Source organism: Chthoniobacterales bacterium (genome assembly GCA_035274845.1).
Lineage (GTDB): Bacteria > Verrucomicrobiota > Verrucomicrobiia > Chthoniobacterales > UBA10450 > AV80.
Genome location: DATENU010000001.1, coordinates 18,630 through 34,449 on the forward strand (window position 1 = coordinate 18,630; position 15,820 = coordinate 34,449).

Annotated in this window: 12 protein-coding genes; 3 read left to right on the forward strand and 9 right to left on the reverse strand. The window is 58.6% G+C overall.

The window, feature by feature from the left end:
- From VJU77_00100 to VJU77_00115, 4 genes are all read right to left on the reverse strand, one after another.
- Positions 1–1,812: a DUF4062 domain-containing protein gene (locus VJU77_00100; protein ID HKP01735.1), complete on the reverse strand. Its 1,812-nt coding sequence runs from the start codon at positions 1,810–1,812 to the stop codon at positions 1–3.
- Between the two features lie 55 nt (positions 1,813–1,867).
- Positions 1,868–3,595 carry a gamma-glutamyltransferase gene (gene ggt / locus VJU77_00105; GenBank protein ID HKP01736.1) on the reverse strand — a complete coding sequence of 576 codons (1,728 nt, stop codon included), beginning with the start codon at positions 3,593–3,595 and terminating at the stop codon, positions 1,868–1,870.
- Positions 3,596–3,658: 63 nt separating this feature from the next.
- A complete protein-coding gene (locus tag VJU77_00110) occupies positions 3,659–4,951 on the reverse strand; it encodes an ABC transporter permease (protein ID HKP01737.1) in 1,293 nt (430 codons plus the stop codon).
- 47 nt (positions 4,952–4,998) lie between these two features.
- A complete protein-coding gene (locus VJU77_00115) occupies positions 4,999–5,361 on the reverse strand; it encodes a DUF2237 domain-containing protein (GenBank protein HKP01738.1) in 363 nt (120 codons plus the stop codon).
- A gap of 107 nt (positions 5,362–5,468) precedes the next feature.
- Between VJU77_00115 and VJU77_00120 the strand changes: the two genes are divergently transcribed.
- The 3 genes from VJU77_00120 (at position 5,469) to dnaK (ending at position 9,153) form a co-directional block, all read left to right on the forward strand.
- Positions 5,469–6,002: a 2'-5' RNA ligase family protein gene (locus tag VJU77_00120; GenBank protein ID HKP01739.1), complete on the forward strand. Its 534-nt coding sequence runs from the start codon at positions 5,469–5,471 to the stop codon at positions 6,000–6,002.
- Complete coding sequence (locus VJU77_00125) at positions 5,999–7,168, forward strand: RtcB family protein (protein HKP01740.1); 1,170 nt, start codon at positions 5,999–6,001, stop codon at positions 7,166–7,168. The genes VJU77_00120 and VJU77_00125 overlap by 4 nt, the downstream gene beginning before the upstream one ends.
- Before the next feature lie 191 nt (positions 7,169–7,359).
- Positions 7,360–9,153 (forward strand): molecular chaperone DnaK, encoded by a 1,794-nt coding sequence (gene dnaK / locus VJU77_00130; GenBank protein HKP01741.1) that lies wholly within the window; start codon positions 7,360–7,362, stop codon positions 9,151–9,153.
- Here the strand turns inward: dnaK and VJU77_00135 are convergent.
- From VJU77_00135 to VJU77_00155, 5 genes are all read right to left on the reverse strand, one after another.
- On the reverse strand, positions 9,142–10,962 hold the full coding sequence (locus VJU77_00135) for a tetratricopeptide repeat protein (protein HKP01742.1): 1,821 nt from the start codon (positions 10,960–10,962) through the stop codon (positions 9,142–9,144). The genes dnaK and VJU77_00135 overlap by 12 nt on opposite strands.
- Before the next feature lie 73 nt (positions 10,963–11,035).
- Complete coding sequence (locus VJU77_00140) at positions 11,036–12,406, reverse strand: AI-2E family transporter (protein HKP01743.1); 1,371 nt, start codon at positions 12,404–12,406, stop codon at positions 11,036–11,038.
- A gap of 45 nt (positions 12,407–12,451) precedes the next feature.
- Positions 12,452–14,296: a tetratricopeptide repeat protein gene (locus VJU77_00145; GenBank protein HKP01744.1), complete on the reverse strand. Its 1,845-nt coding sequence runs from the start codon at positions 14,294–14,296 to the stop codon at positions 12,452–12,454.
- 250 nt (positions 14,297–14,546) lie between these two features.
- Positions 14,547–15,044 (reverse strand): peroxiredoxin, encoded by a 498-nt coding sequence (locus VJU77_00150; GenBank protein HKP01745.1) that lies wholly within the window; start codon positions 15,042–15,044, stop codon positions 14,547–14,549.
- Positions 15,041–15,808, reverse strand: coding sequence for a hypothetical protein (locus tag VJU77_00155; protein HKP01746.1), 768 nt, complete (start codon positions 15,806–15,808; stop codon positions 15,041–15,043). Before VJU77_00155 ends, VJU77_00150 begins: the two co-directional genes overlap by 4 nt.
- Positions 15,809–15,820: the final 12 nt, after the last annotated feature.

The following is a 15,820-nucleotide window of genomic DNA, read 5'->3' on the forward strand; positions in this document are numbered from 1 at the left end:
CTACGGTCCCGTGCGCATTATCTTTTGGATTCCTGACTTCGTTCCGTCCTTGTAGGTGATCTGGACAGCGGCGTACTGGGTGTTGGCGGGGACGCTGATATAAACCAGGTCATCTCCAGCGATAAACATTTTATCGCTCGGCTTGAACTTGTAGTTCTGGTCAACCGCCTCGCTGTTGAGCGAATAATGGATTTCCTTGATGACGGGGCGATAGGAAAGGAGATGGGTGAAGTAGAGAAGAACTTTGCCGTCGTAATCGCGGAACGACACCCAGGAGCCCTTGGTCATCTCGAGGATCTGTTTGCCTTGGGCGAGCTCTTCGCCCTGGGTCGAGAACTTCAACGTGTAGGGACCGTTGCTCTTGTCATTCCGGTCGAGGTATTTCGCTTCCACGGTGTGCTCGCCGGGCGCCAGATTCGGTAGCGGAACGTAAGTCTGAATCATCGGCAGGCCAGTTTGCGCATTCTTCTGCGGCAAATGACCGGTAGAGACGAAGTCCCCCTTTCCATCGAGCCGGTAGAAGAGCTCCTTCGCCTTGAAATCGGTGAGCGTGAAAATAATTGCCCAGCCGCCACTGGAATATTGCGCCGTCAGCGTAATCGGATTCTCGAGCACTTTGTCGGAGGTGCTCGTCAGGCTGGCCCACCGGGCGTCGGCGGTCTCCACCCACTTCTGTGCTTCCTTCTTGTCGATGAAGAATTTCTCGAACTTCCCGGCGGCCTGGGCGGCGCGAAATCTCTCCAGCCATTCCTTTTCCGCGCGCTTGTCGGCCAGGGTCTGGTCGCCGCGCCGCGTCTCGGAATACTCCTGGCTGATCAACCACGGCAGCGGACCAAAATCGGGATTCTTCTCAGCGAGCGCGGTTAGCTTCGCGATCCGGGCGTCGCCATCCTCGAGTAGGGCGATCGCGGTCTGGTAGGAAATGGTGGGCGGCTTAAGCTTGTCCGCCATGTAACGCATCGCCTCGGCCGCGCCCGCTTTTCCCTCCGCGGATTTGAGCATCGCGAGGTAGCTCAGCCAGGGATCGATTGCCTCGAGATTCGAGAAAAGGTAATCGGTGTATTCCTTGCGCGCCGAAGAGAAGTTCCCGCTCAGCTCGTGGATCCGGGCGTTGTGATAATGCTCTTCAGGCGTCTTCGCGTTCGCGATGACACCGCCGTTCGACGCGAGCGCTTCAAATCGGTCCGCGATCTTTTCCAGCGTCTGCTGGCTCTTGTCGATCTTCGTGGAGATTTTGCTCTGGCCGAACACCAACCAGATCGCCAGGAGCGCGACAAAAACGATCAGGGCCGCGATTCCCCAGGCCCAACGCCGCGCACCTTTCCGTAATTCCGTGAGATCGTCGCGGAGTTTGAGGACACCCGCCTCCAACGCCTCCCGCGTTTTGAGCGGGTGGAAAAGATGGGAATCGGCCTTGAGCACACCTCGATAGGCCGCCTGAAGCTGGCGCTGCTCTTCGGGCTCGGGCTCGTGCGGATCGATCGGGAAATCTTCGTCCATGAAAAGGTACCAAACCTTGGTTCCCTTTTTCCGGGCGTAGAGTGCCTCGTATTGGGTGTAGCTGACCCGGCCGAAATCCGGATCCGGTGACGTCGGCTCGGCGCCATAACATTGACCGACGAGCTGCACTACGCCTTTGCTCTGGTCGATTTTGTCCCGCAACATCTGTCGCAGGTCCCCCGTTTCCGTCCCGAAAATGTCCTGCCAGATCGGTTCGTAGCCGAGAAAGGTCAGGGTATTGGAAACGAGCTGGCGGGCACTGCGCAACTCCTTGCTGACGGCGGAGATAAAGATGGTAGGGCGAGGCGACATGGCGAAATGAATATCTAACGCCCTATGACGTTACAAGCCTGCAACGTTGCGGGATTTAATACCCCGCAGCCTGCCCATCCTTGCGGCTTTCGCTCGCCGCAACATAGACCCGCTGGCCGTCGTGCATTTCGACTTTGATCGCCTGATAGCCGCCATACCCACCGAGGTCGTAGCGAACGTCGTGGCCTTTCAGTCTTAATTCCCGCACGGTTTCCCACGGAACGCCGCTTTCGAGATTTACGTAGCCGCCGTGCTCGTCGAGCTTTTCGCCGGTCGGCTCACTATCGCCTTCATGCTGCCAGCGGGAAGCGTCGCCGGCTTCCTGAACGCCCATCCCGAAATCGATCTGATTCGTCAGGACCTGGACGTGTCCCTGCGGCTGCATCCCCCCACCCATCACGCCAAACGCCAGCCACGGCTTTTGGTCCTTCATGACAAAGCCCGGGATAATGGTGTGGAAAGGCCGCTTGCCTGGCGCATAGACGTTGGCGTGGCCGGGCTCCATCGAGAATAATTCGCCGCGATCCTGGAACATGAAGCCGAGGCCGGGAACGACGATGCCGCTCCCCATGCCCCGGTAATTGCTCTGGATCAGGCTGACCATGTTGCCTTCATCGTCCGCGGTGCAGAGGTAGATCGTGTCCCCATCTTTCAAGGCCGGGTTTCCGGGCGCGATCTTTTTCGCGGCGTGTTGGGGATCGATCAGCTTGCGCCGTTCGGCCGCATAGTTTTTCGAAAGCAACCCGGCCAGCGGGATTTTCGCGAAAGCAGGATCCGCATAAAACTTTGCGCGATCAGCCCACGCGATCTTCTTCGCTTCGATCATGGCGTGAAGGGCAGCAGGCGAATTGTAACCCATGGCCTTGAGATCGAAGCCCTCGAGCAGGTTCAAGATCTGGAGCGTCGCGATCCCCTGTCCGTTCGGCGGCAACTCGAAGACGTCGTAACCGCGATAGTTCACCGACACGGGATCCACCCAGGTCGAGGTATGTTTCTCGAAGTCGATCTTGCGCAGGTGACCCCCATTCGCTCGCATAAACGCGTCGATTTTGTCCGCGATCTCGCCCTGATAGTAGGCGTCGCGCCCTTTCTCGCCGATCAGTCGCAGCGTGGAAGCGAGCGCCGGGTTTTTGAAAATATCGCCCTTCGCCGGCGTCCGGCCTTTGCCATCGAGTGTGTAAGTTTCGAGAAACGCGCCGGGCAAATCCTTATAAAGCTCAGGCCCAAGGTGCCAGTAGAACGCGATAAGCTCGGTCACTGGAAAACCTTCTTCGGCATATTTTGCGGCTGGCGCGAGATCGTCGCTCAATTTGAGCTTGCCGAATTTCTTGTGCAGCTCGTTCCAGGCATCGACCGTGCCCGGCACACTGATGGGGAGCATGCCGCGGGGCGGAATCGTTTTGCGGTTCAACTTGTCGAGCTCGGCTTTCATTTGGTCGTAGCTCAAGCCGAGCGGCGAACGTCCACTGCCGTTCAGTCCATAAAGTTTGTTTTCCTTGGCGCTGTAAACGATCGCGAACAGATCGCCGCCGACGCCATTCGAGACCGGCTCCATCAAACCGAGAGTGGCGTTGGCGGCAATGGCGGCATCGACCGCGCTTCCGCCGCGTTTCAAGATGTCGAGGCCGACCTGCGTCGCGGCCGGGACGCTGGTGCAAACCGCGCCGTGCCGCGCGAGCACTTCCGAACGAGTGGCGAACTGCCGGCCGGTAATGCGGTCGATCTGGGCGAGGAGCGGCGATGCGGTGAACGAAATGAGAAGCGCAACCACGAATCGGTTCATGCGCCAAAACTAGTTGTCATCCCGAGCGAAGTCGAGGGACCCCCAGCACTCCGCTTAGGATGACTACTCGTAGCGCAACGCTTTCACGGGATCGAGCCTGGCCGCTCGATAGGCCGGAAGAAACGCGAAAACGCAGCAGACCACGAAAGCGCCAATGCAGATCTTGGCGACATCCATCGGAACGACCTGCGCCGGAATTTGCGAGAACTGATAGACCTGTTTCGGGAACACCTCGATTCCGAACGTATTCGCCAGCCAGTGGCTGAATTCGTTCCGATACCGAATCAGGGTCATGCCCAGGGCCAGCCCGGTGAGCGTCCCGAAAAGTCCGACCACCACACCCTGACCTAGAAAGACCCACACGATCTGGCGGATATTGGCCCCGATCGCTTTCATGATTCCAATGTCACGCGTCTTTTGCACCGTGACGGTGATGAGCGTGTTCATGATCCCGAACGCGGCCACAATGATGATGAAGAACAGCAGAAAGAACATCACGGTTCGTTCGAGCCGAACCGCTTCGAAATACTGGTTGTTCATGTCGATCCAGGTTTGGGCAAATTCGGGCGGGGTGAGGTATTTCTGGATCTCCTGCTTCACGCCCTCGGCGGCATACGGATCGGTGGTTTTGACGGTGAGGCCATGGAGCGCGTCCCCGAGGCCATAAAGTTCCTGGCCAACGTAGATCGGCACGAGGAGGAACTCCGAGTCGTGCAAGTAATGTCCCGTCTCAAAGATTCCAGTGATCGTCAGTTCCTTGGGCAAAACAACCTCGCGCAACTTGTCGATCGCCTTGCGCTCGTCGTCGCCTTTCGTGTTCTCCAGTCCTTTAATGCCGTCCAGGATCTCACCGAGATTGCCCGGTGAATACACCGTCAGTTTGTCCCCGACGTTGATCTGGAGTTTGCGGGCGAGTTCCACTCCGATGACCGCGGAATCTCCCTCCAGATCGAGTGTGCCTTTCTTGATGAACTTTTTCAGCGGCACCACCTTTTCCTCTTCCACCGGATCGATCCCGCGGATCAGCGGCGCCAGCCGGCGCGTTTGAAACTCCACGATAACGGGGCCCTGCACATAGGGAGCGGTCCCGACCACGCCTGGAGTGTTCCGGATTTTCACCGTCAGATCGCGCCAATCGCGCAGGACGTCCTCGGTGCTGACCAGGATATGGGCGTCGAAGTCGATTACCTTCTGGCGCAATTCGCGGTCGAATCCCGTCATGACGGAGATGACCAGGATCAGCACCATGACTCCCAGCATCACGCCGAGCACCGAAATGAGGGTGATGATCGAGACAAAGGTGCGCTTCGGTTGCAGATAACGCAGCGCAAGGAAGAAGCTAAACGGCAGTTTCAAAATCGCAGAAGGTTGTAGCTTGCGAACGAGAGCCGCGCAAGCCGGCCTCAATGTTTAATCGAATGGGCCTGCAAATCCTCCAGATCGACAAACTCGAGCACAGACGAGTGGGTCGCTTCAAGGTCGACCGGCGCGGCGCGGTTGTGATCGAGCGCGGCTTTCCAGCGTGTGACGCAGACACACCAGCGGTCTCCGGGCTTTAGTCCGGGGAAACCCCATTCCGGCATCGGCGTCACGAGATCGTTTCCATCGAGAACGGAGAAATCGAGAAATTCCTCAGTGACTTCCACGCAAACGGTGTGAAGCCCGAGATCTTCCGGGCCCGTGCGACAATATCCATCCCGATAGAATCCCGTCAGCGGATCGCGGCAACAGCAGCGCAGTTCGGTGCCAAGAACATTCGTTACCATGAGGCACGGTACGCAAGGCGCGGCGCTTTCCAAACCGCGGCCAGCGTTTTAGAAAAACGCGACGGCGGTTTGTAAACCGCCGCTCCTTGTTCCACCAGTGCAGGACGATGGGCACGCGCGGAGAGATCATCACCTATTGGCTCTGCCCGGGTGAACCGGCCCGGGGTTATTGCGCGGCGCTCATCCGGGAGCTCGCAGCGCGATTCGATGCACCGGTTTTCGAACCGCATGTTACAATTTTTGTGATGAGCGCGGAACGGGGACATCCCGCTGAAGTTCTGGCGAAAGTTCTGCCCGGGCACCGGCGATTCCGGCTCGAAGCTCTGGGGCTGGGTTACTCCGACAAATTCACCGAAACGCTCTTCATTCGCTTTGCACCGCACCCTGACCTGGCCCGCCTGAGTGAAGATTTGCGGCGCGCATCGGGTTCGCCAGGCGATTACGAATTGAACCCGCACCTCAGCCTGCTCTACAAAACAATGGATTCGGAAACGAAACGCGAGCTCGCCCGCTCGATCGCTCTGCCTTTTGGCGACGCTACCTTCGACACCGTGAAAGCCGTTCTCAGCCCGGCGCGAATAGAATCGCGGCAGGATGTCGAAAGCTGGCGGGTTGTCGCCGAAGAAAGGCTCGCCCGGTGAAGACAAAGATTTTCGGCGAGCACGACGAGGCGACCATTGCCCAGATCGAGCGCTGCGTCGCGGACGGGGGCGAGCGCGGGGTTCTCTGCGCGGATGGACATAAAGGCTACGCCCAGCCGATCGGCGGGGTCGTGGCCTACACGGACAAAATCTCTCTCTCGGGAGTTGGGTTCGATATCGCCTGCGGGAATCTTGCCATTCTCACCGATGCCACCCGGTCACAGATCGGGCCGGCGATGGAAGAGATTATGAACGACGTCGTCCGCGATGTGTCGTTCGGCATCGGGCAAAAGAGCAAGACCCGGATCGATCATGATCTGTTCGACGATCCCGCCTGGCAGATTTCGCCGCTGCGTGAGCTCAAACAAAGCGCGGCGAGCCAGCTGGGAACGGTCGGCGGCGGCAATCACTACGTCGATATTTTTGCGGACGAGTCCGATCGTATTTGGGTCGGCGTCCATTTCGGTTCTCGAGGGCTCGGACACAAAACGGCGACCTATTTTTTGAAGGCGGCCGGAGGCAAGGACGGAATGGACGTTCCACCCACGGTAGTGTCTGAAGCGTCGGCTCTCGGAGAAAACTATATCGCCGCGATGACTCTGGCGGGGCGTTATGCCTATGCTGGCCGCGAAGCCGTGGCGCGACACGTCGTGCGTGGAATCCTGGGAGCGAAGGCGATTGAGGAGGTTCACAATCATCACAACTTTGCCTGGCGGGAGGAACACGACGGAGAGCGATACTGGGTGGTGCGAAAGGGAGCCACGCCGGCCTTTCCCGGCCAAAAAGGTTTCGTGGGCGGAAGCATGGGCGACGACGCGGTCATCATCGAAGGAGTCGATTCTCCAGCTTCGCGAGAGGCGTTGTTTTCCACGGTGCACGGCGCCGGGCGGATCATGTCCCGCACGGCGGCGAAGGGAAAGTTCGTGAAGGTGGATGGAAAACGAATTCGCAAGGAAGGACTGGTCCGGCACGACGAGATGATGAAATGGATCGCGGATAAAAATGTCGTGTTACGCGGCGGCGACCTCGATGAAGCGCCGCAAGCTTATCGCCGCCTTCCCGATGTCCTCGCCGCGCATGTAGGGACGATCCGGATTTTACATACGCTGAAGCCGCTCGGCGTCGCGATGGCCGGCAAGGACATTGTCGATCCATACAAAGATTAGTTCGGACGACGTCCAGCGAGAACGAATTGGAGCACCGCCCCCATCGCATCTCAAACAACCGAACTGGGCCTCCAAAATCTTGACGGCTTTAAGCCGTCAAGATTAGCGAGTGGCAATAAGTCAATCTGAGGGATCGCCATCGCGGTCGATCCAGTTGCCTCCATCTCTTGGTCCATGGATGCTCCGTTGAGATGAATGAGATTGTCGGCATCGATCTGGGCACCACCAACTCGCTCATCGGCGTGATGGATTCGGGGTTTCCGATTCTGATCGCGGACAAAAATGGAGCGCGCCTGACGCCTTCGGTCGTTCATTTTCCGCCGGCGGACGCGCCTCTGGTTGGCCAGGCCGCGGCCCGGATGCGAGTCTTAAATCCGAAAGAAACCGTTTATTCCATTAAGCGTTTCATGGGATTGCGGGGCGACGAATTGCGCGCTGCAGATCTGGACGTCTCGTACCTGCTTGAACGCAAGAGCGGACAGCCGGTTCGCGTCGCTGCAAACGGACGACGTTATTCCCCCGAAGAAATTTCGGCGTTGATCCTGCAAAAGCTGAAAGACGACGCCGAGACCGCACTCGGCCATTCTGTTTCCCGCGCGGTGATCACGGTTCCGGCCTATTTCAACGACGCCCAGCGAAGCGCGACGAAACGAGCTGGTGAGCTCGCTGGTTTCACCGTGGAGCGCATCGTGAACGAACCTACCGCGGCCGCGTTGGCCTATGGACTGGACAAATTGGAGGGCCGTCGCCGCATCGCGGTTTACGACCTTGGCGGGGGCACTTTCGACATTTCGATCCTCGAATTGAATAACGGCGTCTTCGAAGTTCTGGCTACGAACGGTAACACGCGGCTCGGGGGCGACGACATCGACAACGCAATCCTTGCTCACCTGCAAGTGAAGGGATTTCGAGCGGATAAACCCGAAGACGCGGCGCGAGCCCGTCAGGCGGCGATCGATGCGAAGCATCGGCTTTCCACCGCCGAAAGCGTCGCAATTGAAATCCCGTTTCTGGGTGGGGAAAGGAATTTTTCCTCTGCCCTGACCCGCCAGGAACTGGAGCGACTAGCGCGGCCAATTGTCGACCAAACTAGCGCTCACTGCCGGCGCTCGCTCGCCGATGCAAAAATCGCTCCGGCCGATTTGGATGAAGTGATCTTGGTCGGAGGAATGACCCGCATGCCGCTGGTTCGGAACCTTGTCGCGGAAATCTTCGAGCGTCCGCCAAACACGTCCCAGAATCCGGACGAAGCAGTGGCGACCGGGGCAGCGATTCAGGCCGGAATTCTGTCAGGCGCAATCCGCGACGTGGTCCTTCTGGACGTGACTCCTCTTTCGCTGGGGATCGAAACGTTCGGCGGCCTGATGAATGTGATCATTCCGCGCAATTCGACGATCCCGATCAAGGCCGGTGAAATGTTCACCACCGCGGTGCATCAACAGCGACGGATGTCGATCAAGGTGCTTCAGGGAGAACGCGAGATGGCACGGGACAACTGGCCGCTTGGCAATTTTGAGATTGAATTTGAGCCGGCGCCCAAAGGCGTCGCTCGCGTCGGGGTCCAGTTCGAGATCGATGCGAACGGCCTTCTTCATGTCCTGGTCCGCGACACAAAAACGGGCCTGGAAAAAATTGTCGAAATCAACAGTGCCGTGGATGTGTCGGATGAAGCGGTCGAAGCGATGATCTCCGAATCGCTCGAGCACGCTTTCGAGGACATGACCGAACGAGTCTGGACGGAAGCGAAACTGAAATCCGAAGAGATGCTCGGTGCCGTGGATGCTGCCTTTGAGCGGGTTGGCGACGCCCTCGCTCCGACTGAACGAGCAACGATCCTCCTCTGCGTTAATGGTGTTCGGGAGGCTTTGAAAACCAACGACGCGAGAAAGCTCAAGGCTGCTAATGCCGCCCTCGACGACGCCACCCAGGGCCTGGCGGCGGCGGTCGTCGAAAAAGCAATCCAGACCGCAGCGTCAGGAACGTGACGAGGGAGACGGTGTTGGCGAAGGCGTAGCCGTGGGATTTGCAGTCGCTGCGGAGGCTTTCGCCACGGCCTCTTCCAGCAGTTTTTTTTCTTCCGGAAAGATCGGTCCAGCCTGGGCCGCGGCGATGTATTCCTGGGCCGCGGCGACCTGGTTTTCGTCGAGCAGAAGCACCGCAGCATAGACGGCAGCATGCGGATCGTGGACTCCCTCGGGCGGCAACTTCTTCATGATTTCCACACCCTCGGCAGTGCGACCGAGCCCATAGAGAGAGAACGCGTACGTCATCGCGGCATTTACTTCGTTGGGCGCGCGATCGTAGGTTTCTTTGGCAACGCGATGCCCTTCGGCTGGGTTCTGATCGACCAGCAGAGCGAGGCGGGCGTAATTCGCCGCCGCGCCTATTTCATTTGGCGAACTTTCATGCAGGCGCTGGGCGATGCGATAAAGATTGGTCAGGTCGTTGTTCGCGCGATAGATCCGGAAGAGAGCATCGAGTGCTTCCCGGCGGAGAGGCGCATCCTTTGAGACCCGCAGCCAAAGCTGCTCGGCTTCGAGAGGCAAATTCCATTTCGACGCCAGCCGGGCGAGATTGACTTCGCGATCGGTCCGGTCGCTCGCGGCGCGTTCGGCAGAACGCCAGAGCGAGGAGAATTCCGCATCGGAAGAACTCTGCCGCGACTGCTTCGAACCGTAGGCTTGATAAGCCAGCCGGAGATATTCCGAATCGTCCCAACTGCCGCTGCGGGTCCACCGCTTCAGACGAGACCAGTTCTTTGCTTCGACGAAGGCGTCAGCGATGGCGATGGCCGGCGGCGGAACGGTCGTTATTTCGGCGGGCAGTTTTTCCATCCATTTGAGGACTTCGGCCCCGAGCCCGTTCTTGTGCAGCCAATCCATCAGCAACGCGAGATCGAGCGGATTACGAGCGGCGATCGGTTTTACCTTTTCCAGAAGCGCCGCAAATTTTTTCTCGTCGAGCTTCCGATAGAATTCGAGGCAAAGGAGATCATCGGCGAACGTGACTTGCTGACTCATTTGCAGGTCCTGCGCGAGCGTGTCCGCACGTTGGAGTTCGTTTTGCTGCACGGCGTCACTCAGCAAAGCGCGCAAGGAACCGGCGCGATAGGCCGCGATCTTCTTGAGGCGCTCCAGGACCTTGCGTGATTCCTCCCTTTTCTCCGGCGCGGACGATCGAATGCGCAGAACGGCGAGGTTAAATTGATAAAGGTCGTTGGTGGGCTCCTTCTCGAGCGCCGCGGCGAAATGCATTTCGACGTCAGCGTCATTACCCTGGGCCCGGGCCAGCCAGCCGGCGACAACATGATAGGAAGCGCGGTCCCGTTGAGCCGGAGTGACCTTCTCGAGAGCTGTGCGCGCGGTATCGAGCTGCCCAAACCGGAGCGCGGCCGAAGCAAGATTGAGCTGGCTATCGAGGTTGTCCGGTTCGAGCCGGGCGATTTGCGCCCGCCAGGCCACCGTCTCGGGGCGGTTCTGTTTTTCACTCGCCTCGGCTAAAACATAGAGGGCGGCGATTGAATCGCGATGAAGGGCCAGGGCTTCCCGAGCTGCCCGGGTCGCTCCGTCGAAGTCTTCCTTGGCCAGCATGGCCGAAGCGCGTTTCAGAGCATTTGATTCGCGCCAGTTTCGATAGGCGTGCGGTCCGTAGGTAAGAATGGCAAAGCCGACCGCAAACCCTGCGACAAGGGCGGCTGCGCAAATCGCGATTCGCGCCGGCGTAAACGCCGTAAATTGGCTCCGGACTCTCTTCACCCGGCGTTTTCGCCGGGTGCGTCGAACATGCTCGGTCATTGCGGATGTCTATCCCTGCAAGCAGGCGCGAATGCAACTGCGCGCCGACGTTCCCCTTTGGACGCGCTCGAAGCTACGCGTGCGCCGCATGTTCCGAACGCTTCACGACCGGAACTTCCTCCACGGCGTCGGCCACTCTCTCACGCAGGCGCCGGCCCCAGACATAGCGGGCCAAAAGGACTTTGACGGTCGCCGTCAGGGGAACCGCCAGGATCGGGCCGAGCAAGCCGCCGATGAGCAGGCCCCAGACGAAAATGGAAACAATCACTGTCATCGGATGCAAACCGACGGAGTTTCCCACGATGCGCGGGGCGATGAAAAGCGCCTCGAGATTTTGGACCAGGATGAAAACGAGAGTCACCAGCAGCGGATGCTGCCAATCCCCCCATTGGCCGAAGGCAATCAGGACGGCAGGGACCCAACAAAGAACAATGCCGATATAGGGGATCATCGTCAGGATCACAACGAGCACGCCGATGAGCGGCGCGAAATTCAAGCCGCAGAAAAAGAGGGCGGTGCCGATGAGAGTGCCGTCAATAAGGCAAACGAGAAGTTGGCCGCGAAAATACGCGATGACGTAGTTGTTGATCTGGGAGAGGACCGCGGCCACTTCGTCTTTCAACGGCGAATTGCGCAGGGGCAGATACTCCCGCCAGCGTCGCTCGATCTCCGGGCTCTCTTTCAGGAGGAAAAAGAGGTAGATCGGGACCATCACGAGACTAAGCAGAAAACCGGTCACGCCGAGGAATCCGCCGATGCTTTGCTTCAACAAGCCCCAGATCTTTTCGCCGATGTAGGGCAGTTGGCGCTCCAGATTCGGCAATTGCTTTTGGACCGAGGCCTGAATGCGCTGGCGATCGGCCGTGGTGATTTTTTCGGGCGTCGGCCCAATCTCATCCCGAGCAGGGGCGGTGATAACCGGCGTGGAATTGTCCGTCGGCGGCGACGGCGTGGAGGTGCGAGCCGGTGTCGGCGCGGCAAAGAGCCAGTTCAACAGGGTGGACGTTGGCGAAGAGCTCTTGGTTTGTTTCGGTCCGGGAACTCCAAACGTGTGATCGTACTTGTAGATGAGATCGACGACTGTATCGCGGGCTTTTTGGGTGTACTGGGGTAATTCGCGGCCCACGTTCGTTGCCTGCATCGAAACGATCGGCGCGAGCCAGGCAACCAGGACGCCGATCGAGAGGAAGGCAATGGCAAAAAGCGCAACGACCGCTTTCGTGCGGCCGAGGCCCCGCTCGCACATCCAGGTGACCACCGGATCGAGGAGGTAGGCGAGGATTACCGCGATCGCCACCGGGATCAGGATCGGCTGAATGAACCCAACCACGTTGGCGGTAATCCAAACGACCGAGCATCCGATCGTGATGAGCACGACAATGAAAAACGCCGTGAGCGCGGCCCACATCGTCTTTCGCTGCCATACGGTGGGATATTTTGTCATGCGGTGTTGCGCCGGCCGGTTCCGCAACCGGGGCGCGTTTATCGCCTAGTCGATTCGATTAATTTTCGAGGCCGGTCCCTGGCTCATCGTTGTCCTGGTTTTCTCGATCTTCTCCGCGAGCAACTTGTTGTCGGGCGCCAAAGCAATCGCCTTTTGCCAAAAATCGAGCGCTTGGGCGACCCGGTTCAGTTTCGAGTAGGTATCGCCCAAGTGTTCCAAAACGACGGCGTCCGGTTTCGTCAGATTCTCCGACGCGCGCAACAATTCGGCCAGGGCTTCCTCGAATTTTCCCTTGCGAAAATGGACCCAGCCAAGGGTGTCGAGATAGGCGCCGTTATTCGGATCGAACTGAAGAGCACGTCCGACCATGTCTTCGGCCTCGTCGAGATGCATGTTGTGCTCGGCCCACATGAACGCGACATAATTGTAGGCTTCGGCCGCATTCGTTGGGTCGAGAGAGATTGATTTCCGGAACAGGTCCGCGGCCTTATCGTAGAGCCCGGCCTGGTCGGCCGCGGCCCCATAATCGAAAAAGAAACGCGCGGTGAGGACTTCCTCGTTTACGGCCTGAGCTTCATTCAGCACTTCCTCGAAGGTGACGACCGCCTGCTGAGGATGTTTCGCCTCCCGCTGGGCGATAGCCAGGAAGTAGGTGAACTCCGGCGCCGTGGGAAACCGCAGGCGCGCCTCGGTGAGAACTTTCACCGCTCGTTCGCTTTCCCTCATCGGGACGATGAGCAGTTCTGCGAGCCGCAGGTAGGCGTTGGCCCGGCCGGGATTGATCAGCAGACTTTGCTCATAATTCGCCGCCGCCTTGGCAAATTCCGCTCTTGCCTGCTCGGGCTTGTTGTCCCGTTCCAGGGCGCGCGCGGCATCATCCAAAAGCTGGGCGAGCAAATCGTAAGGTTGATACCGTTCCGGATGCTGTTTGATGATTTCCTGAAGCATTTCGATCGCCTTGTCCCGTTGATTGGTCAGGACGAAGCCAGTCGCCAGTTTTTCACGCGCATTCAAATCATCCGGCTGGAGTTCGAGCACCCTCAGGTAGAGCGGGATCGCTTCCTGGATTTGTTGCGACGCAGCATAATAGTCCGCCACCTCTTTGAGCGCGGCCGGATCGTCACCCGCATGCGCGACGGCTTTCTCGAAGAAACCGTTCACCCGTTTAATAGTCTCCGGCTTGGGCTCCGTCTCCGTCTTGAAAAGGATCGTGGCGAAAAGTTTCCCAAGCCTGATCCAAAAAGCGGGATCCTCGCTTTTCACGTTGGCGGCACGATCAAGGGTCACGAGCGCCTTCTGCGGTTCCCCCGCCGCCGCTTCAATCTCATAAAGGCGCTGGTAAGCGTCGAAATTCTGCGGGTCCAGGACAATGGCCTGGTTCGCGTATTTCACGGCCTGGTCGGTCTTCTTCAGGTATTTCGCGTAGATGAAAGCGAGCTGGAGATAAGGCCCCGGCTCTTTGGGTTTGGCCTTGATAGCGTCTTTCAAGACGTCAATCGCACGCGGGAAATCTTCCTGGCGGCTGAGCAACGCCGCCACGCGCAAAGCGAGTTCGGCCTGGCCCGGATCAAAATTCAGGACGCGCAGGTAGGCGGCGAGCGCGTTCTCCAACTCTGCATTTTCTTCCAGGCGGGCGCCTTCCACAAAGTCGGCGAGAGCTTCCGCCTTGCGCGCGTTTGGCGGCTGGAGGGCCAGGTCCTTCGGCGCCGCCGGGTTGAAGGAGTCGTCCTGACGGGCGGCTTTTTTTCCGGCCGGGCTTTTTGGCGCCGCCTCGGTGGCCAACGCCAAGGCGCGAGACACCACGAGCTCATTCAGGAAAAAAAGGGCGCCGCAAAGAAGAACCCAACGGAGAGTGATCCTGCTCCAGTTCTTCCCGAAGATCATTTGCATGACTCTAAGGGCAGCACAACCCGGGCGCAAACCGTGTGAAACCTAACGAGGGGCAATCTGAGCGAGGCGATTACGACTTGTAACGCAAACGCTTCTTATGGCGATTCTCCTTCATGCGTTTGCGACGCTTGTGTTTGGAGATCTTCGCTTTCCGACGTTTCTTCAGGGAGCCCATAAAGGTTTATCAGCATTCCGGCTTACCGGAGCGCAACGCAAGCACCGGTTGCGCCCCTCCGCAACAGTTCTTTCTTCAGGAGGCGAGGTTTTCCAACGCCTCCCGCACGATCGCAACGTGCTCCTCGGGCTTTACTTTTCGGAATATCGCCGCAATTCGCCCGGCGCGGTCGACGATAAAAGTGCTTCGCTCGGCTCCCATGTACTTCTTTCCATACATGCTTTTCTCAACCCAAACGCCGTAGGCGTTTACGATCTCTTTCTGCGGATCGGAAAGAAGAGGAAACGGCAGATGATATTTCGCGATGAATTTTTCGTGGCTGCCCGCGGAATCCACGCTGACGCCGAAAATCTTTGCTCGAACCGATAAATCGCCCCAGGCGTCGCGCAAACCGCAGGCCTGAACGGTGCAACCCGGGGTGTCGTCCTTCGGATAAAAGTAAAGAACAACCGGCGCGCCCCGGAACTCTGAGAGAGAGACTTCCCGACCGGCGCCATATTCACCGCCGACCGCGATGGTCCGAAACTTGGGCGCCAGATTTCCGACCTCCAGGGCTGCACTCTTTTTGTTCATGTTTCGAAAACAATGATGAAAAGGCCGACTGCGCAAAGCAGGACGCCCATTAAGGCGCTTTCGTATTTCTCCAAAAGACCGAGCCTGATTTTGCTTAAGCCCGCCAGGGTAAGGGAAGTGAAAATGACCATGCCCGCAACGGTGGCGAGGGAGAGGACCGCAGTCAGGACTGCAAACCCCGCCCAGCCATAGCGAATTCCCGAGACGTAAAACGGCACGAATCCCTCGCAGGGAGAAAAGGTCAGGAACGCCAGCAAGCTGAGGATGGCCGCTCGATCCGAGGTGCGGCGTGGCTGGTAACCGTCGTCGTGTCCGTGCTCATGGGAGTGTCCGTGTCTATGCTCGTGACCGTGCTCATGCTCGTGACCATGCTCATGCTCGTGACCATGCTCGTGGTTGTGGTGCCCCTGTTCATGCAAATGCTCGTGGGGATAATGAAAATGGACGTGCCCCTTCCCCAACACCTGACGGAAAAGATAATAGAGTCCAAAAACAAAGAGCGCTCCTCCCGCGATGCGCGGGAACCAGGCGCCGATGCGGTCACTTATTGCCGAACCAAACAAGGTAATTGCCAACCCCAGGGCCGCAGTCACGATAACGTGTCCCGTTCCGGCCATCGCAGTGACCGCGATCGTCTTGGCCGGATTCCATTTTTGCACTCGAGACGTGAGGACAAATGGCAGCCAATGCGTGGGAATCGCGGCGTGAAAAAATGCCACGCTGAAACCAGTCAGGGCGATGGTAGTGAGAACGGTTTGATTCATGAATGCCGGCCG